At 64.6% G+C, this 26,451-nt stretch carries 24 protein-coding genes and 2 tRNA genes; 14 read left to right on the top strand and 12 right to left on the bottom strand.

All coding sequences use genetic code 11. The annotated features are described in order from the left end of the window. The first annotated feature begins 76 nt into the window (after positions 1–76). Both NZ993_02260 and NZ993_02265 read left to right on the top strand, forming a co-directional pair. The gene (locus NZ993_02260) at positions 77–859 is read left to right on the top strand and encodes a DUF3108 domain-containing protein (GenBank protein ID MCS7154621.1); all 783 of its coding nucleotides are present in this window, start codon (positions 77–79) and stop codon (positions 857–859) included. Further along, a complete protein-coding gene (locus NZ993_02265; protein ID MCS7154622.1) occupies positions 820–1,389 on the top strand; it encodes a gamma carbonic anhydrase family protein in 570 nt (189 codons plus the stop codon). The genes NZ993_02260 and NZ993_02265 overlap by 40 nt, the downstream gene beginning before the upstream one ends. 1 nt (position 1,390) lies before the next feature. On the opposite strand, the gene NZ993_02270 is transcribed toward NZ993_02265, so the two are convergent. The 4 genes from NZ993_02270 to mnmE are packed head-to-tail and all read right to left on the bottom strand — an operon-like array spanning position 1,391 to position 7,203. Beyond that, positions 1,391–4,312 (bottom strand): hypothetical protein, encoded by a 2,922-nt coding sequence (locus NZ993_02270; protein ID MCS7154623.1) that lies wholly within the window; start codon positions 4,310–4,312, stop codon positions 1,391–1,393. Between the two features lie 14 nt (positions 4,313–4,326). After that, entirely contained in the window at positions 4,327–4,509 is a 183-nt protein-coding gene (locus NZ993_02275) for a hypothetical protein (GenBank protein ID MCS7154624.1), read from the bottom strand. A gap of 10 nt (positions 4,510–4,519) precedes the next feature. After that, the gene (locus tag NZ993_02280; protein MCS7154625.1) at positions 4,520–5,830 is read right to left on the bottom strand and encodes a kelch motif-containing protein; all 1,311 of its coding nucleotides are present in this window, start codon (positions 5,828–5,830) and stop codon (positions 4,520–4,522) included. After that, complete coding sequence (gene mnmE / locus NZ993_02285; protein MCS7154626.1) at positions 5,827–7,203, bottom strand: tRNA uridine-5-carboxymethylaminomethyl(34) synthesis GTPase MnmE; 1,377 nt, start codon at positions 7,201–7,203, stop codon at positions 5,827–5,829. Before mnmE ends, NZ993_02280 begins: the two co-directional genes overlap by 4 nt. Before the next feature lie 147 nt (positions 7,204–7,350). Here mnmE and NZ993_02290 point away from each other — a divergent pair, with 147 nt between their 5' ends. After that, positions 7,351–9,054, top strand: coding sequence for a D-aminoacylase (locus NZ993_02290; GenBank protein ID MCS7154627.1), 1,704 nt, complete (start codon positions 7,351–7,353; stop codon positions 9,052–9,054). Positions 9,055–9,085: 31 nt separating this feature from the next. Here the strand turns inward: NZ993_02290 and NZ993_02295 are convergent, their stop codons facing one another. Together NZ993_02295 and NZ993_02300 are read right to left on the bottom strand one after the other, a co-directional pair. Further along, positions 9,086–9,952 (bottom strand): prephenate dehydrogenase/arogenate dehydrogenase family protein, encoded by an 867-nt coding sequence (locus NZ993_02295; GenBank protein MCS7154628.1) that lies wholly within the window; start codon positions 9,950–9,952, stop codon positions 9,086–9,088. Further along, the gene (locus NZ993_02300; GenBank protein ID MCS7154629.1) at positions 9,949–10,749 is read right to left on the bottom strand and encodes a cytidine deaminase; all 801 of its coding nucleotides are present in this window, start codon (positions 10,747–10,749) and stop codon (positions 9,949–9,951) included. Before NZ993_02300 ends, NZ993_02295 begins: the two co-directional genes overlap by 4 nt. Positions 10,750–11,069: 320 nt before the next feature. Between NZ993_02300 and NZ993_02305 the strand changes: the two genes are divergently transcribed. The 7 genes from NZ993_02305 to NZ993_02335 all read left to right on the top strand — a co-directional run bounded on the left by NZ993_02305 (position 11,070) and on the right by NZ993_02335 (position 16,097). After that, on the top strand, positions 11,070–11,984 hold the full coding sequence (locus NZ993_02305; protein ID MCS7154630.1) for a hypothetical protein: 915 nt from the start codon (positions 11,070–11,072) through the stop codon (positions 11,982–11,984). A 64-nt stretch (positions 11,985–12,048) separates the two neighbouring features. Then, a complete protein-coding gene (locus tag NZ993_02310) occupies positions 12,049–12,288 on the top strand; it encodes a DUF3098 domain-containing protein (GenBank protein MCS7154631.1) in 240 nt (79 codons plus the stop codon). Positions 12,289–12,331: 43 nt separating this feature from the next. Beyond that, a tRNA-Asp gene (locus NZ993_02315) sits at positions 12,332–12,405 on the top strand. Between the two features lie 228 nt (positions 12,406–12,633). Beyond that, complete coding sequence (locus NZ993_02320; GenBank protein MCS7154632.1) at positions 12,634–13,131, top strand: Lrp/AsnC family transcriptional regulator; 498 nt, start codon at positions 12,634–12,636, stop codon at positions 13,129–13,131. Positions 13,132–13,144: 13 nt separating this feature from the next. Then, positions 13,145–14,596 (top strand): type I glutamate--ammonia ligase, encoded by a 1,452-nt coding sequence (gene glnA / locus NZ993_02325; protein MCS7154633.1) that lies wholly within the window; start codon positions 13,145–13,147, stop codon positions 14,594–14,596. An 81-nt stretch (positions 14,597–14,677) separates the two neighbouring features. Further along, the gene (gene recF / locus NZ993_02330; protein ID MCS7154634.1) at positions 14,678–15,847 is read left to right on the top strand and encodes a DNA replication and repair protein RecF; all 1,170 of its coding nucleotides are present in this window, start codon (positions 14,678–14,680) and stop codon (positions 15,845–15,847) included. After that, positions 15,813–16,097: a DUF721 domain-containing protein gene (locus tag NZ993_02335; protein ID MCS7154635.1), complete on the top strand. Its 285-nt coding sequence runs from the start codon at positions 15,813–15,815 to the stop codon at positions 16,095–16,097. Before recF ends, NZ993_02335 begins: the two co-directional genes overlap by 35 nt. Here NZ993_02335 and NZ993_02340 read toward each other — a convergent pair. Further along, positions 16,094–17,461: a M28 family metallopeptidase gene (locus NZ993_02340; GenBank protein MCS7154636.1), complete on the bottom strand. Its 1,368-nt coding sequence runs from the start codon at positions 17,459–17,461 to the stop codon at positions 16,094–16,096. The genes NZ993_02335 and NZ993_02340 overlap by 4 nt on opposite strands. A gap of 134 nt (positions 17,462–17,595) precedes the next feature. On the opposite strand from NZ993_02340, the gene tkt reads away from it, so the two are divergent. The 4 genes from tkt (at position 17,596) to prmC (ending at position 21,260) form a co-directional block, all read left to right on the top strand. Further along, on the top strand, positions 17,596–19,617 hold the full coding sequence (gene tkt, locus NZ993_02345) for a transketolase (GenBank protein ID MCS7154637.1): 2,022 nt from the start codon (positions 17,596–17,598) through the stop codon (positions 19,615–19,617). An 18-nt stretch (positions 19,618–19,635) separates the two neighbouring features. Continuing rightward, complete coding sequence (locus NZ993_02350; GenBank protein MCS7154638.1) at positions 19,636–20,148, top strand: thioredoxin family protein; 513 nt, start codon at positions 19,636–19,638, stop codon at positions 20,146–20,148. A 32-nt stretch (positions 20,149–20,180) separates the two neighbouring features. Next, positions 20,181–20,253: transfer RNA gene (locus tag NZ993_02355), tRNA-Phe, on the top strand. A gap of 107 nt (positions 20,254–20,360) precedes the next feature. Then, positions 20,361–21,260, top strand: coding sequence for a peptide chain release factor N(5)-glutamine methyltransferase (gene prmC / locus NZ993_02360; protein ID MCS7154639.1), 900 nt, complete (start codon positions 20,361–20,363; stop codon positions 21,258–21,260). Here the strand turns inward: prmC and NZ993_02365 are convergent. From NZ993_02365 to NZ993_02385, 5 genes are read right to left on the bottom strand one after another with little or no spacing between them, the layout of a single operon-like run. Next, positions 21,211–21,780 (bottom strand): NUDIX hydrolase, encoded by a 570-nt coding sequence (locus NZ993_02365; protein MCS7154640.1) that lies wholly within the window; start codon positions 21,778–21,780, stop codon positions 21,211–21,213. The two genes, prmC and NZ993_02365, sit on opposite strands and share 50 nt — an antisense overlap. A gap of 10 nt (positions 21,781–21,790) precedes the next feature. Then, entirely contained in the window at positions 21,791–23,485 is a 1,695-nt protein-coding gene (locus tag NZ993_02370) for a SpoIIE family protein phosphatase (GenBank protein MCS7154641.1), read from the bottom strand. Then, positions 23,470–23,907, bottom strand: a complete 438-nt coding sequence (locus NZ993_02375) for an ATP-binding protein (GenBank protein MCS7154642.1) — start codon at positions 23,905–23,907, stop codon at positions 23,470–23,472. The genes NZ993_02370 and NZ993_02375 overlap by 16 nt, the downstream gene beginning before the upstream one ends. After that, positions 23,882–24,253: an STAS domain-containing protein gene (locus NZ993_02380; GenBank protein MCS7154643.1), complete on the bottom strand. Its 372-nt coding sequence runs from the start codon at positions 24,251–24,253 to the stop codon at positions 23,882–23,884. The genes NZ993_02375 and NZ993_02380 overlap by 26 nt, the downstream gene beginning before the upstream one ends. Next, positions 24,250–26,319, bottom strand: a complete 2,070-nt coding sequence (locus NZ993_02385; protein MCS7154644.1) for a SpoIIE family protein phosphatase — start codon at positions 26,317–26,319, stop codon at positions 24,250–24,252. The genes NZ993_02380 and NZ993_02385 overlap by 4 nt, the downstream gene beginning before the upstream one ends. Between the last annotated feature and the right edge of the window lie 132 nt (positions 26,320–26,451).

The raw sequence follows: 26,451 nt of genomic DNA on the forward strand, positions 1-26,451 counted from the left end.
GGGCCCGAAAAGGGAACGTTGTCCGGACATAAGGGGGCCGGTATCTTCGCAGGCGAGCCCGGGCGGTTTGGGTAGCATGTGGGGGTGGCTGTTGGCCATATCAATGGGCACTCTGGTGTCCCCGGAGACGAAGCCAGCCGATATCCTCTGGCCGGGGGAAGAACTTGTCTATCGTGTTCGCTGGGGGCCGATCACGTTGGGTTGGATTACGGTTCGGCTGCACGGCCTTGCGGCTTTTGAAGGATCTCCGGTGTACTACGCCAGTACGGAGATTCGGTCCGCGCCCGCCGTATCGGCGCTCGTGGACATCAACGGCGTGTATCATTCATACTTTGAGCGCGTGGGTTCGCTTCTGCGCAGCCGCTACTTCTGGGCTCAGGAGCGGGATACGGGAGACAGCTTGCTCTCGGAGTATCGTTTCGACTACGCCCGCCGTCGCGCCACGACCTGGAGGCGCTCGGCGCGCAACGGATCCGAGACGCGCACTTTCCCGCTGGGAGAGCGGGGGCAGGACGGAATCAGCACGTTTTTCTTTACGCGCTTCATCGTGGGCTCAGAGGCGCGCTACGAAGAGCCCACATGGGTGAGTTACCGCTTTGGTGTAACGGAGATGGAACCGCAACCTGAGCGCTGCGCGGTGCGGATACCCGCCGCGCCGTATCCTGTGGCAGCCTGGCGTCTTGAGGGGATCGCCCATTTCGAAGGTCTATTGGGCTTTAAGGGGCCGTATGAAGGCTGGTTTTCTGCCGATGAGGCCCGCGTGCCCTTGCGGGCCCGGCTGTCTGTGATCGTAGGACATGTTACCGTGGAGCTCATCCGATGGAAGCGCGGCAGCTGGAATCCCCCGAGGGCGCCATGAAGGCGCCGGCAGGGGTCACAATCGAATCTTTTGAGGGCCGCTGGCCTCGGCTGCATCCCACGGTTTACCTGGCCGAAGGGGTGCGGATCATCGGCGACGTCGAGATCGGCGCCTATAGCTCCGTTTGGTACAACGCCGTAATCCGGGGTGATGTGCACGAGATCCGCATCGGGGAGCGGACGAACATCCAAGACCTTTGTCTGCTGCATGTAACGCATCGGCGCTGGCCGCTTGTGGTGGGCAGCCGCGTCACTGTAGGACACAGCGCCGTGCTGCACGGCTGCGTGATCGAAGACTGCGTGCTCGTGGGCATGCACGCGACCGTGCTCGATGGGGCCTATGTGGAACACCATTGCCTGATCGGTGCAGGCGCCCTGGTGCCACCCGGCATGCGCGTGCCCGCCGGACATCTGATGTTGGGGGTTCCGGCTCGCGTCGTGCGGCCGCTTACGGAGCAGGAACGGGCGGAGCTAGAACAGGCGGCCGAAAACTACGTGCGCTACGCGGCCCGGTATCGAGCCGGGTCCTAGGTTACCAGACCGGAAGACTCGCCTGCACGCGGTAGTAAAGTTCCCGAGACCGCGCGCCCTTCTCCCCCGCAAGCGCCCAAGCCACCCCGAAGGCGTGCGTAAGCGCAAAAGCGCCCAATCGGAGCTCGTTCTTTAGCTCCAAGCCCGTTCCCGCGCGCCGGCTCACCGGGCTTCCATAGCGGTCCCAAACGGATCCGGCCTCCCAGAAGAGCGCCCCGCTTAGTCCGCCTAGCTGCGCAAGTCCCAAAAGGACGCTCTGCAGGTGAGGCAGCAGCAGACGCCGCGCCTCCAGGGTGCCGAAAAAGAGCCGATCTCCGTAGGCGAAGGCCCGGTAACCGCGCACGCGGGGCCGCCAAAAGAAGGTGCCTCCGGCGGGCCCCCGCGCCGGCCAGATAGAGGAGGGGGGCTGGATCGTGACGTAGTCGCCCCGGCTAAAGCCGATGTACTCCCGAGGCAGATCGGCGCCCGCGCGGTAGGCGCCTAGGATTCGACCGTAGAGCACCCAGCCGCCTCCCACGGGGTGGGAAAGAAAGGCGTCCGCGTCTACGCGAAATCGATTGGAGGTGCCGCCCAGTAGGGGGGCCGAAAGGCGATAGGCTAACTTTAAGCCGTAGGCGCGTTGGGGCAGAACAGAGGCCAATCGGTAGGGTTCCTCTGAGCGCACCATCCCCCAGAGGATGAGCTCGCTTGCGGAGCCGTCTTGGGGCCGAATGGGCTCCGGCCAGCGAAGGAAAATCTCTGGGGTGCGAACTTCGTAGCGGACGTGGCGCAGCCGAAGGCCCCAGGCCGCTCGTCGCGGGGGGGTCTCAAGCGCGTTTACGGGCCAGCTTAGATCCAGCTCCAGCTGCGTGGCCTCTTCGAGCTCAAGTTTCCCATCCGGCGACAGGCTAAGGTAGCTGGGCAGACGCCCCGCGGAGATCGCGATCGTAGGCTCTAGCTGTGCGTTTTCGTAGGCCAACAGAAAGCTAGACCGGCCCGGTCGGGCCGCGTTCAGGACGAAGGCCCCCAGCAGCATGTGCTTGCCCAGGGGCTCCATCCAGAGGGAAAGCCCGGCTAGCCCCCAGTGGCGGTTTGACCCGTACCAGGGCAGAAGCCCACTTAGAACGGGTTGCACGTGACGCCAGCTCACATACGGGCCCTGCGTTCGCACAAGGCCCGAATCGGCTCTTGGCGGCGAGCTCGCAAGCGGCACAGGCGGACGACGTTTCGTCCAGGCCCCCAAACGCGACAGAACCCGCATCCCGATGGAGTCCGAGGCGGTCCCTGGTGGTGCAGCGCTGGGCTGGAGGCGATAGACGCGATCGTACTCCTTGGAGGCCGTCACGATGAGCACAAGCTCTCCGGAGGGCAGCCAAGCCTGCACCTGAGTGCCGTAGGCGAAGCGGGTGAGCGCCTCCGGTTTTGCGGCGCCGTCTGAGCAGATGCGGTAGACGTTGGGTATGGCGTCCCGGAAGGAGGTGAAGGCGATCCAGCGTCCATCGGGGGACCAGACGGGCCCCCGGTCGTCGGCTGCATCCGAGGTCAGCACGAACACGAGCCGTCGCTCAAGGTCCAGCACGGCGATGTCCCGGTTTCCGGCCGCATCAAAAAGCGTGAAGGCTATCCGGCGTCCGTCGGGCGACCAGCGCGGATGCAGGCACTGCGTTTCGTCTTGAAAGCGCGTAAGCGGTTCCTCCTGGGTGCCATCCGCGCGGATCCGCCATAGGTTGGCCGCCGGGCCCTCGGCTCGCACGTAGACGATCCAGGATCCGTCCGGAGACCAGTCTGGGTGGGCCGCTCGCGCGTTGCGCGTCAGCCGCTGCGTGCGGCCTGTGGCGAGCTCGGTTGCGAAAAGGTCGCGCACAAGCTCGCCATGTGCGCCGCGCACGAATCGGGCGTATACGACCGCACGGCCCTCCGGATGCAGGGCAAAATGCGGCTCCACGCCCATCGCGAGCAGCCGAAACCGGGATCCCCGCTGGGTGCGTCGAACCCATAGGCCCCGATTCGGACGGTCCAGGTCCCACAGCCCCGTAAGTGCCACCCATTGCGTGTCGCGGCTGTAGCGCACCTGATGAACATAGCGCGGCCCAAGCGTCCAGCGATCTTGCCGCCCTCTGGGGAGCGCATCGTGGACGGCCGCCTGCGCGTTGTAGTAGCGCAGCACAGCGCGGCGCCATTCCTCTTCGAACTGGGCCGGACTAAGACCTGTAGCGGTCCGAAAGGCGCTCGGGAAGTCGTATAGGCCCCATCGGCTGCGCCATTTCAGCAGGCGCGCTATGGCCGAATCTCCCCTCTGTTGGGCCAGGTAGCGAATTTGGCTATGGCCGACGGCGTACAGCAGGCGTCCGCTCCAAGCCGATCGGCCGTCGGCATACGAAAGCCGTCCGTCCATGGCCGCCGTGCGCAGCCAGAGGTCGCCTCGCAGCGCGTCCCAGGATTCGGTCCAGTACTGCGCCAGGCCTTCGGCGAAGGCCCTTGGCAGGGGCCGGCCCAGCACGTAGCCCCATAGGCCCAGCCGCGTGCGCGTGGCCTCAAAGTGCATCAGGTGCGCGACCTCGTGGGCAACGACCTTGCGCAGCCACTTCTCGGGGCCGCTAAAAAGCTCTGCCGCATCCAGGGCATGCGCCCAGATGAAGGCGTTGCCCGTTGGGCTTGCGTAGCCGTTTGCGATCTCATCCGAGTCGATTAGATAGACCCCTAGCTTGCGCCGCGGGGCAAAGCCCAGGGCGCGAACAAGGGCCGATCGGGTGCTTTCGGCGATCGCCGCCGTGGGCAAGGCCAGGGCGGTCAGGTGTTCCGGGTAGACGATCCGAAAATGCGGGGTTTCAAGTTTTTGCCAGCGCAGCTCCGGATGATTGCGCCCGTTCCAGATCCGGAAGCCCTGGGCGTGAAGGGAAGCCGATAGACAGAGGAGCGCCAACAGCACAATCAGCCGCCTCATGGCGCATGCGCCTTTTAGCGCCGCAGCGCGGCTAGGATACGCAGCACAACGGCCAGGATCAAGAGAAAAAGGAAGATCCGGAAGGCCAGCCGAAGCAGGCCCAGCCCGATCTGAAAGAGCAGGCCCAGGAGCCCAATGGCCAGCGCGGCCACTAGGGCGATCACCACAAGCCGCAACAGGTAGTCCAGTGGGCGCATCTATGTAACTCTACGGAAGCAGTGCGATCCACTCCACAGCGCGGCTAACCCCGTAAGCGGACCAGCCGCCTGAGAGCATTATTCGGGCGTCGGCCAGTTTTGTTGCACGCAGGCCCGCCCGGGCCAGAAAAAGCGGTTCCGGATACAAGTAAAAGCGCTGGACTTCAAAGCTGAAAAGCTCCAGCGTGCCCAGAAACGCGCGAGGGGCCGTTCCGGATAGGCTAGCCCCTCCGGCCACGAGCCAGAGGTCGTCTTTTAGCTCGGCCGCAGCATGCCAGGTGCGCTCCCGTCGGAAGCCCGTAAGCGGGCTCGTGCGGACCCGCGACAGATCCAGCAGCCGGTTTTGCGAGGCGGCCCCGGAGGCGTAAAAGGCGGTGTTAAACAGCCCGTAGAGCCGATCGCGAAACGCGACCAAGCTGTGCCCAAAGGAGGGCTCCAGATACAAGGGGGAGCCGCTTGCGCCGTAAAGCAAAAGAGAGTCGTTGCGGAAGAGATAAAACCGACCGTCCTGGCGGATGCCCAGCAGAAACGTCGGCGAGGCGGGGCTTAAGTCTCCCCAACCGCCGAACGTCCACACATAAGGTCCGCTGGGGTGCGGATACCAGACCGCGTCGAAAAAAGCTCGATCCACGGGATAGCCGCTTGTGGGCACCAGCCGAAACGAGTCCGTTTGCGGATCGTACAGCTCGACCTCCTGCACGAAATCGGCGCCTGTGCGAGGGGGATAACGCCGCACACCGCCCATAAGAAGCACGCGTCCGTCCGGGAGCTGAAGCGCTACGTGCCCGGCCCGGCCGACGCGCATGGGCTCCGCCGTAGGCCGACTCCGGCCGGTTCGGGGGTCGTAGCGCTCGGCCGTCCGCAGGGCCTCTTCCTCCATGTCGGCAAATCCGCCGGCCAACAGCACCTCCCCACTCGGGAGGACCGTGGCCGTATGAAAGGCCCGCGGGCCATGCATGTCCGATCCCCGGCGCACCAACAGGCTAGCCCGAAGCAGGGGGAGCGTGTCGCGGGCCCGAACCCCTTCCCGGTCGGCCGCCTCCAGCAGAATTCGGTTCAAACCGGGCCTGAGCGCGATTAGCCCGCGCCAGCTGCGGTCGGCCTCCTGGTACAGGAGGGGCTGGCCGTTGGCCCACAGGCCCGCTATGGGCCGAAAGCTCGTGGCCCGCACCACGAGCTCGACCTCCGAAGTCCGTATTACCTCCGCTGGATCGGGGGCCAGCACGTGGATCTGCGGCGGGGCCACCTCCACCATGGGCCGATCGCAGTACAGACCCAGCGCCAGCAGCGCCGGCCCATATGGCCAGAGCCTCGGTTTCATTTGCCGATGCAGAAACGCGCGAAGATATACGCAAGCACATCCTCGGTGGTCACCTCGCCTGTGATGGTGCCCAGTTCGTGCAGGGCCGCCTTGAGGGGCACCACGAGCAGATCCGAGGAACGTCCGGCCCGGAACGCCTCCTGGGCTTGGTTTAGGGCCTCAAGGGCCCGGCGCAGGGCGGCATGGTGTCGCGCGTTGGTGATGACCCCAGAGGCCTCCGGTGGGACCCCTGCGCCTATGACGCACTCCCGCATGGCCTGGCGCAGCCGGTCCAAGCCCCAGCCCGTTTGGGCGGATATGGGCAGATGCGTCGCATCGGAAAGCGTATAGCCGGGGGGCAACCGGTCGACCTTATTGGCCAGCACGAGCACGGCTTTCTCGGGATGGCGGAGCCGGTAGGCCTCCAAAAACCGCTTCTCCTCCTCCGTCCAGCCCACCGTAGCGTCGTATACGTAGAGCAGCAGGTGGGCTTCCTGCAAGATGCGAAGCGTGCGGCGCACGCCTTCCTCCTCGATCACATCGCCCGTTTCCCGGATGCCGGCCGTATCAAAGAGCCGAAACAGCAGCCCGTCCAGCTGCAGCTGCTCCTCAATAAGATCGCGCGTCGTGCCGGGGATCTCGGAGACGATCGCCCGATCCCGGCCCACAAGTTGATTAAGTAGGGTCGATTTGCCCGCGTTGGGCCGACCGGCGATCGCGGTCACCACGCCCTCGCGGATCACCTGTCCCAAGGCGAAACTGGAGACCAGCGCCTCAAGCTCCGCCATCAGGCTTTCCAAAAGGGCCAGCAGCTCGGCCCGATCGGCGAACTCAACATCCTCCTCGGCGAAATCGAGCTCAAGCTCCAGCATGGCCACAAGATGCAGCAGCCGGTCCCGGAAACCGCGCAGGCGTTCTGATAGCTTCCCCTCTAAATGGGCGATCGAGACCTGATGCGCCCATCGGGAGCTGGCTTGGATGAGATCGGCAACGGCTTCCGCCTGCGCCAGGTCCAGTTTGCCGTTCAGGAAGGCTCGCCGCGTGAATTCGCCGGGCTCGGCGGGCCGGCAGCCGGCTTCCATCAGCGTCTCCAGGATAAGCCGGCTTACCAGCCAGCCGCCGTGGGCGCTGATTTCGACCACATCCTCGCCCGTGTAAGAGCGCGGGGCGCGAAAGAGGGTCACCACGACCGTGTCGATCGTGCGACCCTGCGCATCCAGAATCCGACCAAAGTGCGCCGTATGGCTGGGCGCCGTGCGCAGGTCTTTGCCTTGAAAGTGGGAGGCGACGAGCGCAATCGCCCCCTTGCCGCTGACGCGAATGACGGCTAACGCTCCCTGCCCAGGTGCGGTGGCCAGAGCGCAGATAGGTTCCTGTTCCAAGTAGGTGCGCATCGCGATCAGCTCCTTTGGGACGGAATGGCAACGCCCGGCATGGAGACGGGGTTTCCGATGCCGTTACGAAACTTTCACTTTTCCGCCGTTGCCTCCAGAAGGGCCCTGACCTATCATCCTCATCGAAACGCAAGAAAGGGGCATCTTATGCGATGGCTAGGGCTCTTAACAAGCGCTTTGCTTGTCGGCTCCGCCTGGGCGCAAGAGTTTGACGTGCTCATCCGCGGCGGGCGCGTGCTCGACGGCACAGGCAATCCCTGGTTTTACGCGGACATCGGCATCCGTGGGGACCGAATTGCGGCGATCGGCAATCTTCAGCACGCTACGGCCCGCCGGGTGATCAACGCCACGGGGTTGTACGTATGCCCGGGCTTTATCGACCTGCATTCGCACGCCGACGATAGCTCCCCGGCCTATCGAGGGCTGCGGCATGAGGACGCCCGGCGCCGAAGCGGGCCCAACCTGATCAGCCAGGGGATCACGACCGTGGTCGTCAACCAGGACGGCCGCTCCCCTTGGCCTATTCAGGAGCAGCGCGCGCAGATGGAAAGGCTCGGAATCGGCCCCAATGCGATCTTGCTTGTGGGTCACGGCACGGTGCGCGCGCAGGTGATGGGACAAGATTTCCGACGGCCGGCCACCCCGGAGGAGATCGAGCGCATGCGCGCGCTCGTGCGTCAGGGCATGCAGGAGGGCGCTTGGGGGCTTTCAGCCGGACTGGAGTACGTGCCCGGTCGCTGGAGCACGACCGATGAGCTCATCGCCTTGGTGCGCGAGATCGTCCCATATGGGGGCGTCTATATCGCCCATGAACGCAGCGAGGGCCGCACTCCCATGTGGTATTGGCCGAGCCAAGACCCGCCGGGTCCACCTACGTTGCTCGATGCCGTGCAAGAGACGATCGAGATCGGCCGGCAGACCGGCGCCGTCGTGGTGGCTTCGCACATCAAGGCCAAAAACTACGGCTATTGGGGTTCCAGTCAAGCGGCAATTTACCTCATCGATGAGGCCCGCAAACAGGGGGTTCAGATCTACGCCGATCAGTACACCTACACGACCTCGGGTTCTGATGGCAATACGGTGCTCATTCCGGATTGGGTCTTTGCCGGCATAGCTCGGGGCACCGATGGGCAACGACCCGACTACAAGGCCCATTTCGAGCGCGCGCTGGCCGAGCGCGGCCAGGCCTTGCGAGCGGATATCCAACATGAGATCGAACGCCGCGGAGGGCCGGATCGGATCGTGCTTTTCGAGTATCCGGACTCCTCCCTGATCGGCAAATCGCTGGCCGAAGTGGCGCGGGCTTGGGGGCTTTCCCCCGTGGAGGCGGCCATCCGCATACAGCGCGAAGGCTTCAATCGGCCTGGTGGGGCGCGCATGCGGGGCTTTTCCATGGATGAGCTGGACGTGCGGCTCTACATGCAGCAGCCCTGGACGGCCACGGCCACAGACGGCGGCATCGCGCTGCCCGAGGACGGCCCGGCGGTGCACCCGCGTTTCTATGGCACCTATCCGCGCAAGATCGCCCGTTACGCGCGCGACTGGGGCGTGATCTCCCTGGAGCAGGCCATCCGCAGCTCCAGCGGGCTGCCGGCCCAGATCCTGGGGCTTAAGGATCGCGGCTACATCCGCGAGGGCTACTATGCGGATTTGGTGATCTTCGATTTGGATCGGATCGAGGACAAGGCCACCTTCTTCGATCCCCATCAGCATGCCGAGGGGATCCGATACGTGTTCGTAAACGGCGTACCAGTGCTCGATGAGGGCCGGCTGACGGGCGCGCTTCCCGGCAGGGTGCTTACGCCGCGGCCGCTCGGTCCCCCGACGGCCGCTCCGCGCCGGGGGCGCTAAACCCGATACGATTTACGCCTGGCGCGGGGGCCTATGAGCCCTCCGTCTGCCGCCTGAAGGCCTCCCGGTGGGCGCGGGCTTGCTCAAAGCGCTCCGCTACGGCATTCCAGGAGCGAAACTCCAGCTCGCTTAAAAGCCGCTCCATATGCCGCGTGAAAGCTCCCAGCGCGGCCAAGACCTCCGGCAGGTTGTGCTCCAAGATGTCGCGCCAGATCCCAAACGAAGAGCCCGCAAGGCGGGTCATATCCCGAAACCCGCCTCCCGCAAGAGCGCGGTATAGGGGGTCAGAGCCCCCCAGCTCTCCGATAGTCTGCATGAGCACGGTGGCCACAAGCTGGGGCAAGTGGCTTGTGGCGGCCACAACGCGATCGTGCTCCTGCGCCTCTAGCCTTAAAGGGCGAGCGCCGATCTTCTGAAGCAGCTCCACCAGAAACCCAGCCGCCTGCCAGCTGGGTTCATCCAGGGGGCAGAGCGCATACGTGGCCCCCCTGAAAAGCTCCGCTTGAGCATGTTCAGGTCCGGAGCGCTCCGATCCGGCCATAGGATGGCCCCCGACGAAGTAAGCCCGAGGGGGTAGCCACCGGCGGGCGCTGGCCAGGACGGAACTTTTCACGCTTCCCGTGTCCGTGACCAAGGCGCCGTCCTCCAAATGAGGGCCGATCCGGCGCAGCAGTTCTTCGATCGCCCCCACCGGAGCGGCCAGCACCACCAGGTCGGCCTCTTGTACCGCTTTTTGCGCCGACGGGGCGGCTTCCTGCACCGCGCCCCGTTCCAGAGCGAGCCGAAGCGCCCGGGGCTCATCGTAGCCCACCCGGATCCACTCGGGCTGGGCGCGCCGGATGGCCAAGCCCAGGGAGGCCCCGATGAGGCCTGTGCCCAAGATGGCGACGCGCTTCATGGGGAGCGGGCCAGTAGCTCCGGCCGAAAGCCCGAGGGCAATAGCGCCGAGGCCGGAAGACGCCCGTCTTCGGAAAACACGATCTCCGCCTCCGGCGGCACTAGTTCAACGATCACCTGCCGACAGGCCCCACAAGGCGGGCAGGGCCAGCCCCGATCGGTGCTGATGTAAAGCGCCCGAGCCCGTGGCCCTCCGTAACTCAGCAGGGTTCCCAAGGCGTTGCGCTCGGCGCAGAGCGTATGCCGCCAGTGGGCGTGCTCGACGTTGCATCCCAGCACCCAGCGGCCGTCGGCGGTCTGTATTGCGCAGCCCACGCGAAAGCCCGACTCCGGCGCTCGGGCCCTTTGGGCGGCTTGACGGGCCAGCAGAAGCCCCTTCGCCTCTTCGCCTTGGCTCAGAAACGGATCGAGCAACCTCCAGGCCTCTGGAAGCATCGGGGGCCCCGTCTTTGCTGGCCGGCCCAGGCGCTGCCCGAGCAAGGCGAAGCCGTCCGGGTCGATCAGCCATGCCTCCTCTATCCAGCCGGCGCATAGGGCCAGATCTGTCTGCGAAAACGGCTCTGTGAGCGCGATCGCCACCACAGGCTCCCGTCCATATGCAAAGGCGGTGCTTAGCGCGTTCTGCAGGGGGTCGATGAGCAGGCCGTATGAGGCGTTCTCTACGCGCGTTCCCCCTATGACCTCACCGGAGGCCGTCCAAACGGCGCATCCAGCTGGACGACCGCTGTAGGGTGCATAGCTGCAGAAGGCCGCTTGCTCGGCCGCCCTTAGCAGGCGATTGGCTACGTCTGCACGCACAAAGCCCCTCTTGTAGGACACGGTGTCCGTGATCCGGGACGGCGAGGCCGCCTCGGCCCCGGGAAAAATACGACAATTTCCAGAGCGCCGGACCATTGGCACGAAGCTAGTGAGCACGGAACGGGTCCGCTATAAGGGCTGCCATGTTGGCTGCGATCGCGTCGTGGGGTCTTCTGGGGTTGGCGCTTGTCCATCTCGCCCCGTGGGCTTGGGCTTTACATCAGGACAGCCTGCGGGTGCGGCGCCTCGATGTGGAACGCCCGGCGCGCCCGCCTCAAGGGCCCCCTAAACCGGCGTCAACCTCTCGGTTTGAGCCCCCCTTGACCGCGCCGGCAGCCGAAGCCCAAATCCGAAGGCCGGGGGCCCAAGGGGAGCAAGCCTTTTACTGCCGTCGCTGCCGAGCTTGGGACTGCCAGCATCGTTCCGAGTGGCAACGGCCTGCGTTTGCGCAACTGCTTTGGACGCGCTTCGGGCCCCGCTGGACGGCTGTCTATGGCTATCGGCAGGTGTTGTATCTGGAGTCGGGTCGGAGGCGCTGGGCGCGTGCGCTTCGATTGGAGGTGCGCTTTCGCGTTCGGGTATTGCACGCGGCCTATGATCGCATCGGGGCCGAGATCGTGCTGCTCGACCTAGTGCTGGAGCCGGAAGGAGGCCCCCAGCTCCATCTAAAGGCTCTTCCGGCGCGGTGGGCCCGCACACACGCCTTGCTCTATCGGGACGGCCGAGTGGAGCTGGAACGGCAGCTGTACCTATTCATAACGGATTCGGAGCATGCCCCAAAGCTTCTGTCCGCCCCGGCCGGTTGGGGCTGGACGTTAAGCCCGGAGCCCGAGGAGCCATACTGGGATCTTATCGGGCATGTGGACCTAAAGACGGGTGCGCTCACTTGGGGCGCACGGGGACCCAAGTCGACTCGACGTGCCCGCCTGTTTATCCCCCTGATCCCAGAGGACCTGTTCTGGGCCCTAGGTCCGCAGCTAGCCGGCTGGATACACGAAGGAACAGGAATCTGGGAGTACGGGCCATGGCGGTTTTCGGCACACCAGGCTCAAGACCAGAGCCTTCGCCTGCAGCTTAGCCCTCGCCAGCAGGACGAGCCGGCCCAAGGCCAAATGCGGCTGAGCTGGGATCCAGCGCACCAAGATCTGGCTCGCTTGGAGGGCTTCTGGGAGGTTTCGTTGCGCGACTCTCTGCGCCTACGTCGGCAGGTGGAGCTGCGTCGCATCGAAGATTAAAGTCCAGCTTGCTTGCGGGATGGGACGTAAGCTATGTTTGCCTGTCGCCATCCGGAGATGAGCTATGTCCGCACCACTGCGACGGCGCCGGACGGCCTCGAAGCCTCCCAGCGTGCAACTTCCCTTCGAGCCCATCAACTACGGGCTTCTGATTCTGGGTGTCGTATTAATCGGCGCGGGCTTCCTGGCTATGCGGCTGGAGAACGCCGTAGACGGCTGGGTTTCCCTGTATCTGGCCCCTCTGGTGATCTTGGCCGGCTTCGTGCAGATCGGGGTAGCTATTCTATACCGCGCCGAACCGTAGCTTGCACGCGTCCCCTAAAGGACCCTATATTTGTTCGCAAATCGGTCCCGTAGTTCAGTTGGTTAGAACGCCGGCCTGTCACGTCGGAGGTCGCGGGTTCGAGTCCCGTCGGGACCGCCGGTCAAGAGGGCCTCGTCGCAGAAACGAGGCCCTTTTCTGTACAAGAGCTCCCTTCTGCCCCGGCTCGCTTACGCATCCCCCGCTAAACTGAGCTAGTCTGTTCGCTCATGGGCCTCTTTGACATTAATGTCAAACCGCTTTTGACTTTAAGAAAATATTAAGAAAAGCGCTTGACATGTGAATAATTTAGGCATATATTGGAACCGTCATTAAAAATTACGGAACATGCATCAGGAAACTCTAGACCCGATCGATCTGCAGATTTTGCTGTTGTTACAGGCTCGCGGGCGCATGAAGCGCAACGAGCTGGCCGAGCGCGTTGGGCTGTCGCTTCCGGCTGTCTCGGAGCGGATGCGCAAGCTTGAGGTGCGGGGCATAATCGAGGGTTATCATGCCGTGGTGGCCCACAAGCCCCTGGGGATCGATATCACGGCTTTCGTGCGGGTCTTCGTGGACGGCTCCCGTTATTATAGCGGCTTTGTGCAGCGGGCCACGGCGCTAGCCGAGGTGCTGGAGTGTCATTCTATTACGGGTGAGGGCTCGCATCTGTTGAAGGTGCGCACGCGCAACACAACCACGCTGGAGCGGTTGCTCTCGACCATTCAAGCCTGGCCTGGGGTCAGGCAGACGCAGACGAGCATCGTGCTTTCCACTTTCAAGGAAACGCGCGCGTTGCCCCTTGAGCCCTCCGAGCGCCATGTCGAGCTTGAAACCCCTAAATGACCTAGGAGGACGTATGCCACCCCCGATTACCATGGACATGCCTCTGGAGCTGCGCAGAGAGGCCATCCGGCAGGTCTTCGACCTCATCGAGCAGACCGGCGCCCAGATGGTGGACATCCGCTTCGTCGACTTTCTGGGGCAGCAACAGCACTTCTCCATTCCCGTTGCGCATTTCAAGCCGGAGATCTTCGACGAGGGCGTAGGCTTCGATGGCTCCTCGATTCGGGGCTGGAAGAGCATCCACGAATCGGACATGCTCGTGCTGCCGGACCCCACGACGGCCTTCGTGGATCCGTTCTTCCAGCACAAGACCGTGGTCCTGCTGGGGGAGATCCACGAGCCGGGGACCTTGGAGCCCTTTCCCCGCTGCCCTCGAGGCATCGCCCGCCGGGCCGAGCAGTATCTGAAGCAAACCGGCATCGCGGACGTGGCCTATTTCGGTCCGGAGGCGGAGTTCTTCGTTTTTGATCACGCCTCCTTTGACGAGGGTCCCAATCACGCCTTTTATAAGCTGGATTCCGATGAGGGCTTCTGGAACCGCGGCCGGCACGATAGTCTGGGATACAAGCCCACCACAAAGGGGGGTTACTTCCCCGTGCCGCCTACGGATTCGCTGCAGAACCTGCGGGCCGAAATGGTGCTGCACATGCTCTCCATCGGGATCGAGGTCGAAGCGCAGCATCATGAGGTGGCCTCCGGCGGGCAGTGCGAAATCGACATCCGCTACCTGCCCCTGCTCAAGTGCGCCGATGCGCTGTTGAACTACAAGTACATCGTCAAGAACACGGCCTGGAAGCACGGCAAGACCGTCACCTTTATGCCCAAGCCCATCTTCGGCGACAACGGATCCGGTATGCACGTGCACATGTCCTTGTGGAAGGATGGGCAGCCGCTTTTCTCTGGAGGTGGGTATGCGGGTTTGAGCCAGCTCGCCCTTTGGTTTATCGGCGGGATCTTGCACCATGCGCCGGCTGTGATCGCTTTCACGAATCCGACCACGAACTCTTTCCGCCGTCTGGTTCCGGGCTTCGAGGCTCCGGTGAACCTGGTCTACTCCGCCCGTAACCGCAGCGCGGCCGTGCGCATCCCCGTTTACTCCGACAGTCCGAAGGCCAAGCGCATCGAGGCCCGATTCCCGGATCCCTCCTGCAACCCGTACTTGGCCTTCTCGGCCCTGCTGCTGGCCGGCCTAGATGGGATTCGCAAGCAGATCGATCCCGGCGCGCCGGTTGACAAGGACATCTACCACCTGGATCCGGCCGAGTTGGCCGCGTTGCCTCAGGCCCCCAAGGCGCTCGAGGAGGCCCTCGAGGCTCTGGAGCGGGATCACGAGTTTCTGCTTGTAGGGGGGGTCTTCAGCGAAGACGTCATCCAGGCCTGGATCAAATACAAATACGACAACGAAGTGCAGCAAATGCGCATGCGGCCGCATCCGCATGAGTTTATGCTGTACTTCGACGTATAGGTCAGCGGGCGGCGGCCCGGCTCTGGGGCGCCGCCCGCGCACCCTTTTGGGGCCCGCGGCGCAGGTGTTGTAAATTACCGCATGCGCCTTAATCGGCTGCGGCTGCGCCACTTTCGGGCCCATCGGGATGCGGAATTTCTTTTCGGGCCCGTCTTGAACGTACTTGTCGGCCCCAACGGAAGGGGCAAAACGAACGTACTAGAGGCCATTCATGTGCTCTGTCTGAGCAGAAGCTTTTTAGGCCTCGAGGACCGTCATTTAGTGCAGTTCGGTCGGCCGTTTTTTGAGCTTGAGGGTTTTTTGGAATCGGATCAAGGCCTGGCCTGGACGATTCGGGTTTTCTATGAGCCCGAATCGGGAAAGCGCTTCTGGCTTAATCAGGCACCCCTAGAACGCGCAGCGGACCTGGTGGGCCGTTTTCCCGTGGTGGTCCTGGCCCCGCAGGATCGAGACCTGACGGCGGGGGGGCCGGAGACGCGACGTCGATTTTTGGACAACGTGATCAGCCAGGCCAGCCCCCTGTATCTGGAGGATCTGCTGGCGTATCGGCGCGCGCTGCGGCAGCGCAACGCCCTGCTCTGGAAGCACCGGCAGGAGCGCCAGTCCGCGTGGCTGGAGGTGCTGGAGCCCTGGAATTACGCCTTGGTGCATTACGGCTCCCGCTTGCTTTGGCGCCGAATGCGCTTCCTAGAAGCCTTTCAGGACCTGCTGCGGCGGGCTTATGAGGAGGTGGCCGAGGTGAGCGAGGAGCCGCGCCTGGTGTATCGCCCCTCCTTTGAGGTGGCGCCTGTAGCGGGCCCGGAGGCCATAGCGGAGCGCTTTCATGAGGCCCTAAAGGAGGCCTGGCCCCTTGAGCGCCGTCGAGCCCGCACCCTGGTGGGGCCCCACCTGGATGAGGTCGTCTTTTACCTGGACGGCGTCGAACTTCGGCGGTACGCCTCTCAGGGGCAGCACCGCAGCTTCGTGCTCGCCCTCAAGTGGGCGCAGTACGCCTACCTGCAGGAGGTCCTGATGGAGCGGCCCCTGTTGCTGCTGGATGACGTCTTAAGCGATCTGGATGCCCGTCGGGCTCAGGCCTTCTTGGAGGTTTTGCGCAGCGGCCGCTTTGGACAGGTGTTTTTGACCACCACGGAGGCCGATCTTTTCAGGCAGGCGCACCCGAATGTGCGTCTGCTGGAGATCGCGGCCCCCTCCTGCATGGACTTGGGAGTCGGACATGGGCAGCCCCCGCTTGCTGGGACAAGCGCTTGAGGATTGGATCCGACAGGCCGGCCTAGAAAAGCCCTTCTACGAGGCCCGGGCCGCGGTGGAATGGTTTGAGGTGGCCGGACCCCAGATCGCCCGCGTTACCCAAAAAGCCTGGGTGGAGCGCGGCCGTCTTTACGTGCGCATCGCAAGCCCCGTCTGGCGCCAGGAGCTGCACCTGAGCCGTTCACACTGGCGAGAGCGCATCAACGAGCGGCTTGGCCGAGCCGTGATCGAAGAGGTGGTCTTCTGCTAATCTCGCGGCAGCCCCTCTGGAAGCTCGGCCACCACGTAGGCCATGATGGCCAGGGCCGCGATGCACAGGTTGAGCTCCCCGGGATCGAGTTTATCGACCGTGTCGGCCTCCGTGTGGTGATACCAGAAGTAGCGCGTTCCGTCGACCACAAGCCCCATTCCGGGGACCCCCTGGCGCATAAGAGGGCCTATGTCGGCGCCCCCGCCCCCTCGGCTGATCTGGTGGGCTCCGATGGGCATCAGCAGGGAGCCGATCGCGCGCACGATCCTGTAGGCCGCCTCCGATCCCGTAAAGCCGAAGCCGAGCGGGCGAAAGACCCCCGCGTCGGACTCGATGGCCAGCACGTGTCGAGTCTGCCGGTAGCGTTCCGCGTAGGCCAGCGCCCCGCGCAGCCCGTTTTCTTCGTTTGTCCAGAGCACGACCCGAATCGTGCGCCGAGGCCGTAGGCCGAGGCGTTTGAGCAGGCGCACGGCCTCCCAGGTCGCTACGCAGCCCCCGGCGTCGTCCATGGCGCCCTGGCCGACGTCCCAAGAGTCGATGTGCCCGCCGATTACGACCACCTCCTCGGGCCGTTCCCGGCCGATGAGCTCCGCGATCACGTTGCGCGAAAGCGTATCCGGTAGCTGCCGCGCTCCCATCTGCAGGCGGACCACGGGGCGCTCTCCGCGGGCCGCAAAGCGCGCGATCAGCTCCGCGTCCTCCACGGTTATGGCCGCATGCGGAATGCGCGGCACCTGCGGGTCGTAGCTCATGCTGCCCGTGTGCGGCGTTTGCAGGGAAAACGGCGTTACCGAACGGATCAGGCTCGCCACGGCGCCTGCGCGCGCGGCCTCGATAGCCCCTTGGGTGCGGTAGCGCACCGTTTCGCCGTAGTTCGTAAACGGAGCGTTGAAGAGCACGATCCTGCCGCGGGCTTCATGGGCGCGACGGCGTAGCTCCTCGAAATCGCGCACGACCAAGACCTCGGCCGTGATGCCCTCAGGGGGGGTGCCGATGCTGCCCCCTAGGCCGAGCATGGGCAGCCGGCGGCGCACGGGGGCCAGGAGTTCAGCCGACTCTTCCCCGCGCACCCAGCGGGGCACCGGCACGGGCTCCCCTCGCACGTTCTCCAGTCCATCGGCCCGCATCTGCTCCAAAATCCAGTCGATGGCCCGCTCCAGGTTCGGCGTACCGCTGAAGCGAGGCCCAAAGCGATCGCAAAGCTCCGCCAAGCGCGCATAGGCGAAGCTGTCGCGCGTGGCCTCCCGGATAATGCGCTCGGCGACGGGCCGGTAGGTGCGCACGATCGCAGCCGAATCCAGCCCCTGTGCCCAGCTGAGGCCAGTGGGCACAAGCCAGGTGCAAAGCAGGATCACGTGACGCATGATGCCGCCTCCCGCAGACTACGCCGGAAAATACGCTTTTGAGCCGGATCAAAGTGCAACGATTCGGAAACCCCCTTGGATTGCGCCCAACTGGGCCGCGGTCGGATTTTTGCTCCGGACAAAAGGCCTTCGTGATGAACCACAGACGCGCCATCGATACGATCCGCCTGCTGGCCGTTGACGCCGTAGAAGGCGCCCGCTCCGGGCATCCCGGCATGCCCATGGGGGCGGCGCCGATGGCCTACGTGCTCTGGACGGAGTTTTTGCGACATAACCCGAGCAATCCGCATTGGCCCAATCGGGACCGCTTCGTGCTCTCCGCCGGACACGGGTCCATGCTGCTGTACGCCCTGCTTTATCTTACCGGATACGATTTGCCGCTAGAGGAGCTCAAGCGGTTTCGCCAGTGGGGAAGCCGCACCCCCGGGCATCCGGAGCGGGAGCTTACGCCCGGGGTGGAGGTGACCACGGGGCCCCTGGGTCAGGGGTTGGCCACGGCCGTAGGTATAGCCGCGGCGGGCAAGCACCTGGCCGCGCGCTACAACCGGCCCGGCTTTGCGCTTTTCGACTACCGCGTTTTCGTGCTCGCCTCCGACGGGGATCTGATGGAGGGCGTGACCGCGGAGGCCTCCGCGCTGGCCGGGCATTGGAGGCTGGACAACCTCATAGTGCTTTACGACGACAACCGCATCACGATCGACGGCCCCACGGAGCTGGCCTGGAGCGAGGACGTTATGGCCCGCTATCGGGCCTATGGCTGGTATGTGCGCGCAGTGCCCGACGGCAACCACCTGGGCATGTTGCGCAAGGCCATTCGCGGGGCGCTCGAGGCGGGCCGGCCGGCCCTTCTGAAGGTGCGCACGCACATCGGCTACGGAAGCCCCAACAAGCAAGATACGGCCAAGGCCCACGGAGAGCCGCTGGGCCCAGAAGAGGTGCGCCTGGTCAAGGAGCGCTTTGGCTTTCCTCCGGATGAGGCCTTCGTGGTCGAAGAGCCCGTGCTGCGCTACTTTCGGCAAGCCTTGCGGCGAGGGCGCATCTGGGAGAACCGATGGAACAAGCTGTTGGCCCGCTACCGAAAGGCCTACCCGCAGGAGGCCCGCGAGCTGGAGGAGCTGCTCACGGAGGGCGGTGATCCGAGCTGCTGGTGGGAGGCGCGCCCTCGATTCGAGCCGGGAACGAATCTGGCCACGCGAGCCGCCTCGGGCAAGACGTTGGAAGCGATCTTGCCCCGGATGCCCTTCTTGGTGGGCGGCTCGGCTGATCTGACCCCCTCCAACAACACGCGTCCGGAGGGCACGGTGGAGGACTTTCAGCAGGGGCGTTATGCGGGGCGTTACTTTCGCTTCGGGGTTCGGGAGCACGCCATGGCCGCCATCGCCAACGGCCTGGCCTTGAGCGGTCTGCGTCCCTATGTGGGCACGTTTTTGGTCTTCAGCGACTACATGCGGCCCGCGATCCGGATGGCGGCTTTGTCCCAGATTCCCACGATCTTCGTGTGCACGCACGACTCGATCGGGCTCGGCGAAGATGGCCCCACGCACCAGCCTGTAGAGCATCTAGCCTCCCTGCGTGCCATGCCCAACTGCTGGCTCGTCCGCCCCGCCGACGCCAACGAGACCGTCTACGCCTGGCGCATCGCGCTCGAACGCCGCGATGGCCCCACGGTGCTCGCCCTCACCCGACAGGCTGTGCCCGTGCTGGAGGGCACGGATACGGAGGCGGTCCTGCGGGGCGGATACGTGCTGCGGGACGCTCCTGGGCCTCAGGTGGTGCTCATCGCCACGGGATCAGAGGTGGCCTTGGCCTTGGCCGCCTGGGAACGGCTGCGGCAGGAGGGTATAGCGGCTCGCGTGGTGAGCCTGCCCTGTTGGGAGCTTTTCGAAGCCCAGCCGGAGGCCTACCGGCGCGCCGTTCTGCCTCCAGGCGTTCCGAAACTGGCCATCGAGGCGGGCAGCACGCTGGGCTGGGACCGTTATGCGGATGCCGTGCTGGGGCTGGACCGATTCGGGGCCTCGGCTCCACAGGCGGTCTTGTGGGAGCGGTTCGGCTTCACCCCAGAACGGGTGTTGGAGCGCGTGCGCGCGCTCCTGAGGGCGTACGGAGGGCTCGGGGCCGACGGCTGCTCGGCCTCCGCTGTTTCGGCGCATCTGTAAAGGCGACGGGGAGCGCTTATGCGAGGCGGGCTTCTGTTTGCGGTGCTGTCGTGCTGGGTGCTTTCTGGGCCCCTATGGGCGCAGGGGGCGGCAGAGGGGTTTCGTTGGTTCGATCCCGGCTCGGGCCTAGAGGAGGCGCAGCGAAGCGGCAAACCGCTACTGGTCGCCGTCTACACGGACTGGTGCTCCTGGTGTCGGCGCATGGATCGGGAGGTTTACGCGCACCCCGAGGTGCAGGCCTATCTGGCCCGGGCCTTTGTGCCCGTGCGGCTTAACGCCGAGGATGCGCGCACCCGGTTTCGGTTCCGAGGTCAAGAGGTGACGCCGGCCATTTGGGCGCGCGCCTTTCGGGTTTCGGGCTATCCAACCGCGCTTTTCTTGGAGCCCGACGGCAGCCTGATCGCGCCCGTTCCAGGCTATCACCCCCCGGAGCGGTTCCTGCTCATCGCCCGTTACATCGGAGAGCGGGCCTTTGAGCGCATGCGCTTTGAGGACTTCGTGCGCGCTCAGGGTTCCGGTAAGCTTGACTAGGCCCTCCGCCGAACGTATTTTTGGCCCACACCGGACAGGTAGCTCAGGCGGTAGAGCAGAGGACTGAAAATCCTCGTGTCGGGGGTTCGACTCCCTCCCTGTCCACGGGGCCGGGCCTGCGGGCCTGGCCTTCATGTTTTTGCGGCGTTGTACCGGCCGCGCCTCCGAACGCATCCCGCCTTGAGGCGCCTGTCCGCATCCATCCATGTTAAATGGAAAACGTCTTACAGGCCCTGCGCGCGGCCGTCGCGTATCTAACGCAACACGGGGTGCCGGAGGCCCGTCAGAGCGCCGAGATGCTGCTGGCCCATGTGCTGGGCTGCCGGCGTCTGGACCTGTACGGGTTCCCCGAAAAGCCTCTTGGGGCCTCTGAGCGGGCCCGGTTTCGGGCCCTGCTGCGCCGGCGCGCCCGACGGGAGCCAGTAGCCTACATCCTGCGGCAAGCCCCCTTCTATGAGGACCTGTTCTACGTCACCCCCGCTGTGCTCGTGCCCAGGCCCGAGACGGAGCACGTAGTCGAGGTGGTGCGCGAGCGGGCCCCAAGGGATCTCAGGCGGATTTTGGACATCGGCACCGGATCGGGATGTCTAGCGCTTACGCTGAAGCGGTTCTTCCCCGAAGCCGAGGTTTGGGCCGTGGACGTAAGCCGCAGGGCTCTGGCCGTGGCCCGGAAAAACGGCCGACGCCTGAATCGAAGGGTGCGCTGGGCGCAGGCGGACGTGCAAAGCCCGGATTTTCTGTCCGCTCAAGCCCCTTTTGACCTCATCGTTTCCAACCCGCCCTATATCCCCCTTGCTGAGCGTCCGACTTTGGAGCCGGAGCTGGCCTACGAACCGGAGGAAGCCCTGTTTTGCGGGGAGGATCCCCTGTTCTTCTATCGCCTCATCCTGGGGCACCTGCCGCGTCTGCTGACCCCCGCGGGGCTGGTGGTCTTGGAGGTGCACGCCGATCATGGCCCTGCGGCGCAGCGGCTCTTTCAGGAGTCCGGATGGCCGGCTCATCTGGAGCGGGATTACGGGGGGCTTTCGCGGGTGCTTTGGGCCTATCGTCCTCTTGAGGAGACTAAGAGGGAGTGTCCTCGAGGCGGCGCCGGTGCAGGTAGCGGTCGATGAGCAAAAGGGCCAGCATGGATTTCATGTCTTCGATTTCGTTGCGGTAGACCATAGCCATGGCTTCGGGCCATGGCAAGCGAAGCGGCTCCAGGAGCTCGTCCTCCTCCTTTGGTGCGGGCTCCTGGGTGAGCTCTTCGGCCAGATAGAGGTACATCACCTCATTGGAGTAGCCGATACAGGGGTAGAAGCGGGCGATGAAGGTGAGCCTTTGGGCTCGGTAGCCCGTTTCCTCTTGCAGTTCCCTTCGGGCCGTCTCCTCCGGATTCGCCTCCGGATGGTCGAGCTTGCCGGCCGGAACCTCGACAAAGGTTTTGCCCACCGCGTAGCGAAATTGGCGCACCAGCAGGGTGCTGCCGTCCGGAAACAGGGGCACGGCGATCGCCGCCCCCGGATGGCGGATCCATTCCCGTATAGCGGTCCGTCCGTTGGGCAGCCGCACGGTATCTCGGTAGGCCTTGATGAGAACACCTTCTACAAGTGGAAGGCTTTCCAGGCGTACTTCTTCTAGAGCGCGAGGCATACGGGGGTCCCTATAGATGCGCGCGCAGTACGAGCGCGGTCAGGTCATCGTCAAAGGTTTCCCTGCCGCTAAAGGCCCGCAGCTCCCCCAGTAGGGCCTCCAGAAGCAGCGGGGCAGGGGTATCGCGCCATTTGCGCAGGGCCATCCGGAGCCGATCCACGTCGTACCATGTGCCCTGCGGGTCGCAGGTTTCCGTCAGCCCGTCGGTATAAAGAAAAAGCACATCGCCCGGTTCCATTTCGATAGCGCAGCTTCTATATGGGCCCGCCGTGGGCAGGACGCCCAAAAGCAGGCCGCCGGTGCTGAGTTCTTCCAGATCCCCGTTGGCGCGCAGCCATAGCGGTGGGACGTGACCTGCGTTGACGTACCGGAAAGTGCGCCGACCCGGATCCAGAATCCCCCAAAAGAAGGTGATGAAGGTGCCGGGATCCGTGTTGTGGCAAATGATGGCATTGATGCGGGCTGTGGCCTCCTCTATCGACATAGGTATGGAGGCGAGCACATGCAACATGGCCTGGAGATTCGCCATAAGCAGAGCGGCTGGCACGCCCTTGCCTGTTACGTCCGCAATGGCCACAAGAAACCGCTCGCGCTCCAGGGGCAGCACGTCGTAGTAGTCCCCCCCCACAGGCCGGATGGAATGCGCGTAGGCGGCGAGCTCAAATCCGGGGATGTCCGGTAGCTTGCGGGGTAGCAGACCCTGCTGGATACGCTGCGCAAGGCGCAGCTCCTCATCGAGGCGCTGTTTTTCCAGCCAGGTCTCGATCAGGTACGTGTTCTCTAGGGCGATGCCGGCCAGCTGGGCGGCAGCCTCCAGAAACCGAAGTTCGGCCTCCTCTAGAGGTGTTCCCGCGGCGCGAGGGCCAACAAGGAGCACGCCCCGGGGACCGTCTTGCAGCCGAATGGGCACGATCCACTCCAGCCCCCAGTCTGGGGGCGCTTCTTCAGATGCGATGCGCCGGGCTCGGGGTTCTTCCAGCCAGGCCGCGGGTATGGCTTCGGCCGACAGCGGTGCGGGCAGTCCGCGCGCCAGCAGCATCGCTGCAGGGCGGCCGGGTGGGCGAAACAAGATCGCAAATCGGGACACGAGCAGCTGTCCCATGAGCGTGTAGCCGATGCGCTTTAGCAGGGCCTCCCGATCGAGGGTGCTGTTGAGCGTGCGGCTAAGGTCCAGCAGGGTCTGCAGTTCGTGTACGCGGCGGTCCAGTTCCCGGTTGGTCTGACGCAGTTGCTTCACGACGAACGCGCTCGAAAGGCCCAGCGCCGTGATGTTCGTCAGCGCCTCCAAATACTGCCGCTCATAGGCAGAATAGGTCTCCCCGGTCGCCTTGGCGCCCAGTAGCAGCGCACCTAGGGGTCCGTTCTGGGCTACGAGGGGGAAAAGCGCAACAAGCCCTGCCTTGCGAAGCGGCTCAGGCCAGTTCTCTGGCTCCAGTTCGCCTCGGATGAGCGCCTGCGGAAGCCGTAGCGCGCCTCCGGGCTTCCAGCCGGGGATGCCGCGTGCGCGCGCTATACGAAACAGGCCCGATGCATCTCGCCACAGGATCGCCCCGCGTGTGCTGAGCAGCTTGGCCATGGCGATTCGGAGCAGGTTGTCCAGGATGAAGTCCGCATCCAGCGAGCCGACCAGCAGCCGGCTCGTCTCCAGAAGCGAGCTCAGGTCGTAGCGCTGCGGGGCCTCAGGACCGATCAAGGAGGCGTGCATCGGTGGTACTTGATAAGGCGCACCATGTTGGTGCCGTTGCGGTGCTCGTAGCGCACGGCGTCCATGAGTCGCCGCATGAGCATGAGGCCCAATCCGCCCCGGTGGCCGGTGCGGATGAGCGCAGCTAGATCGGGCTCCTGGTAGGCGGCCTCATCGAACATCTTGCCCCGATCCAGGAGCACGATCTCCAATCGATCCGAGTGCGCTTCCACGCGGATCCGGATGCGCCGCGAGGCGTCTCCTCCGTAGGCGTGTTTGATGATGTTGGTGCAGGCCTCATCGACGGCGATCACGATCTGATCGACTTGATCCTCCGAAAAGCCCGAGCGCAGGGCCTGTGCGCGCACAAATTCGCGCACGCGGGCCAGGGCTTCGGTTCGGCTGGGGACGGTGAGCTCACTCCGGTCGCGGGGTTTCGGCATGGCGGGCAAAGCGGGCGACCGCCTCGGCTTCGGTCGGCACGATCTCGTATACAAGGGGGAAGCCCAGCAGATCGAAGATGTTGTAGATCTTCGGGCTCATGTGGCAGAACTTGATATCCCCTCCTTGGGCGCGCACGGTTTCTACGTAAGCCATAAACACGCCCAGACCGGCGCTAGAGATGTAGGAGAGTTCCGCGCAGTTGACCACTATGCGGTAGCGCCCTTCTTGGAGCGACCGCTCAAAGGCGGCCTCCAGTTCAGCGGCGGTATGGGCGTCCAGCTCGCCCCGCAGGTAGAAGATCTCGACCCCGTCATGGGAGCGGAAGGAGACGGAAAACTGGCTCATGGTTCCCCTCTTGGGCGTTGCAACATAACCAGGGTGCAGTCGTCTTGCCAGGCGGCCTGGCCCGTGTGCCAGGCCACCGCCTTGAGGAGTTCCTCTTCGAGGGCCTCAAGGGGTCCGTTGTGCTCGGCCAACAAGGCCAGCAGCCGCTCGTATCCGAATTCCTCACCGCGCGCGCTGCGGGCCTCCACCAATCCATCGGTGTAGAGCAAGAGCAGGTCTCCGGGCTCTAGCGTGAGCATGCACTCTTGAATCAGGCTTCGGAAGCGGCCATCCCGAATCAGCCCCAAGCCTGGACCTTGCGTGCGCAGGAAGCTTGTTTCGCCGCCAGCGCGCCGCAGCAGCGCAGGCGGGTGTCCGGCACGGGCCAAGCGCAGCCGAAACGTGCGGGGGTCGAGCCATCCCACCAACATGCTCACAAACAGACGCGCATCCAGGTGCGCACTTAAGGCCGCGTTGGCGCGCTCTAGCAGATCGGTCGGGCTCGGAACCTCACGGGCCAGCGTTTGAAAGATACCCTTCAGCTCGGCCATGTAAAACGCAGCCGATATCCCCTTGCCGGAGACGTCCGCGATGGCGAAGGCCAGCTGGCCGTCGGCGCGCCAAAGAAAATCGTAATAATCGCCCCCCACGCGCTCAGCCATAAGGGCCCGTGCCCGGATGCGCAGGCCCGGCTGTTCCGGGATTTGTTGAGGGAGCAAGCGCTGTTGGATCGCGCGCGCGATCTCCAGCTCGCGTCGCAGGCGTTCCCGCTCCAGGGAGGCCTCCAGAAGCCGGGCGTTTTCCAGGGCCAAGGCGGCCTGGTCGGCCAGGGTTCGGATGAGCAGGACGTCGTCCTCTTCAAAGCCGAAGGCCACGTCTTTGGCCACATAAAGCACGCCCATGGGTTCTTCGCGCGCGTAAAGGGGAACGGCCAGTAGCGATCCTTTCCCGTCGGGCAGGCGGCTAAGCAGAAGCTCCTGTCGCCTTTCCAAGACGGTGCGCGAAAGCTCCCCGTCGGCCCAACGTTTGATCTCGGCCTCCTGCATCCCGTACGAGGCGGCCAGGCGAGGCCGCGTGGAGCCAGATTCCAGGTCGAGCAGCTCCAGCCAGGCCGCCCGGGCGTCGACGGCCTCGGCGGCCGAGGCAGCTATGGTGCGCACGAGCTTGTCCGCGTCGAAAAGCTCCGTGATGAGCCGGCTTACGTTGCGCAGGCTGCTGAGTTCAACGTGTTTGCGCTCAAAGACGGCCGATGTGGGTAGGTGGAAGAGCGCGCTCAAGATCGTCGTGCTGTTGTACAGCACCCCGAAGATGAGCACCAGCAGCCCGAACATCTCCAGCGGGTAGTCGTATAGCCAGCCGGCCCGTTGGCGCGCCGCCTCCGTGGGCCAGAAGCCCAGGGTGTTTTGGGCAAGCAGCGCGCCCATAAGGAAGGCGTTCAGGCCCGCCAGGACCAGGGCGGCAAGCTTCTTACGCGCGGGCAGGTATACGAGCCAAGCCAGTCGAAAGCTACACCAGAGCATAAGCAGGCCCGAAAGTAGGGCCAAAACAATGGCCAGCCCGTGAGGTGCCTCTCGATACGGCACCATAAAGAGGCTCAAGGCGCTCAAGGCGAAGCCCAAAAGCATGGCGTTCCAGCGGCGGACCGCCTTAGGGGTGCGCTTGTAGAGGACAAGCTCGCGCAGGTTGAACAGGGCCCAGAACGCGTACACAGCCTGGGCCAAATCCAGCAGATGGGCGCGCAGCAGGGCCGCAAACCCGACAGGGGGGGAGGAGGCGATCGGAGGGCCAAACGCGGCCTCCAGAGCCCAGCTCAGAAACAGTAGGCCCAAGCCCCCCAGCAGCATCCGCCAAAGCGCCTCTAGCGGCGCAGGCCGGCTGGCCGCGTAGCGGTGGTGAAAGTACGCGAACAGAGCCCCGTAGCTTGCGATGAGCACCAGGCCGCGCGCAAAGCCCAGTTCGGGCACCTCGAGCGCAGGCCCGGCCCCGGCCCGAAGGGCGAACAGAAGGACGTCCAGTCCCCAAACGAGCCCGTTTAGGGCTAGAGCCCCTAGCAGCCAACCGCCATGAGGCCATCGAGGAAGCCGCACGGGTGGATTGTTCGAAAACCGGAGTCTAATAGGTTGCGCCTCCGCAATATCTCGCCTCTGGATCTGCTGTGCAACGCAAGCGGTTGCCCTCGGCTGGAGGCCGCATGTAATTTCGGCGCGTCCAAGGTTACC

It is taken from the genome of Bacteroidota bacterium, assembly GCA_025059945.1.
Taxonomy (GTDB): domain Bacteria; phylum Bacteroidota; class Rhodothermia; order JANXDC01; family JANXDC01; genus JANXDC01.

Bases quoted from the DNA above. Each gene is read 5' to 3' on its own strand.
- NZ993_02260 (MCS7154621.1), top strand. From the start codon at position 77: ATGTGGGGGTGGCTGTTGGCCATATCAATGGGCACTCTGGTGTCCCCG.
- NZ993_02265 (MCS7154622.1), top strand. From the start codon at position 820: ATGGAAGCGCGGCAGCTGGAATCCCCCGAGGGCGCCATGAAGGCGCCG.
- NZ993_02270 (MCS7154623.1), bottom strand. From the start codon at position 4,312: ATGAGGCGGCTGATTGTGCTGTTGGCGCTCCTCTGTCTATCGGCTTCC.
- NZ993_02275 (MCS7154624.1), bottom strand. From the start codon at position 4,509: ATGCGCCCACTGGACTACCTGTTGCGGCTTGTGGTGATCGCCCTAGTG.
- NZ993_02280 (MCS7154625.1), bottom strand. From the start codon at position 5,830: ATGAAACCGAGGCTCTGGCCATATGGGCCGGCGCTGCTGGCGCTGGGT.
- mnmE (MCS7154626.1), bottom strand. From the start codon at position 7,203: ATGCGCACCTACTTGGAACAGGAACCTATCTGCGCTCTGGCCACCGCA.
- NZ993_02290 (MCS7154627.1), top strand. From the start codon at position 7,351: ATGCGATGGCTAGGGCTCTTAACAAGCGCTTTGCTTGTCGGCTCCGCC.
- NZ993_02295 (MCS7154628.1), bottom strand. From the start codon at position 9,952: ATGAAGCGCGTCGCCATCTTGGGCACAGGCCTCATCGGGGCCTCCCTG.
- NZ993_02310 (MCS7154631.1), top strand. From the start codon at position 12,049: ATGTCCGCACCACTGCGACGGCGCCGGACGGCCTCGAAGCCTCCCAGC.
- NZ993_02320 (MCS7154632.1), top strand. From the start codon at position 12,634: ATGCATCAGGAAACTCTAGACCCGATCGATCTGCAGATTTTGCTGTTG.
- glnA (MCS7154633.1), top strand. From the start codon at position 13,145: ATGCCACCCCCGATTACCATGGACATGCCTCTGGAGCTGCGCAGAGAG.
- recF (MCS7154634.1), top strand. From the start codon at position 14,678: ATGCGCCTTAATCGGCTGCGGCTGCGCCACTTTCGGGCCCATCGGGAT.
- NZ993_02335 (MCS7154635.1), top strand. From the start codon at position 15,813: ATGGGCAGCCCCCGCTTGCTGGGACAAGCGCTTGAGGATTGGATCCGA.
- NZ993_02340 (MCS7154636.1), bottom strand. From the start codon at position 17,461: ATGCGTCACGTGATCCTGCTTTGCACCTGGCTTGTGCCCACTGGCCTC.
- tkt (MCS7154637.1), top strand. From the start codon at position 17,596: ATGAACCACAGACGCGCCATCGATACGATCCGCCTGCTGGCCGTTGAC.
- NZ993_02350 (MCS7154638.1), top strand. From the start codon at position 19,636: ATGCGAGGCGGGCTTCTGTTTGCGGTGCTGTCGTGCTGGGTGCTTTCT.
- prmC (MCS7154639.1), top strand. From the start codon at position 20,361: ATGGAAAACGTCTTACAGGCCCTGCGCGCGGCCGTCGCGTATCTAACG.
- NZ993_02365 (MCS7154640.1), bottom strand. From the start codon at position 21,780: ATGCCTCGCGCTCTAGAAGAAGTACGCCTGGAAAGCCTTCCACTTGTA.
- NZ993_02370 (MCS7154641.1), bottom strand. From the start codon at position 23,485: ATGCACGCCTCCTTGATCGGTCCTGAGGCCCCGCAGCGCTACGACCTG.
- NZ993_02375 (MCS7154642.1), bottom strand. From the start codon at position 23,907: ATGCCGAAACCCCGCGACCGGAGTGAGCTCACCGTCCCCAGCCGAACC.
- NZ993_02380 (MCS7154643.1), bottom strand. From the start codon at position 24,253: ATGAGCCAGTTTTCCGTCTCCTTCCGCTCCCATGACGGGGTCGAGATC.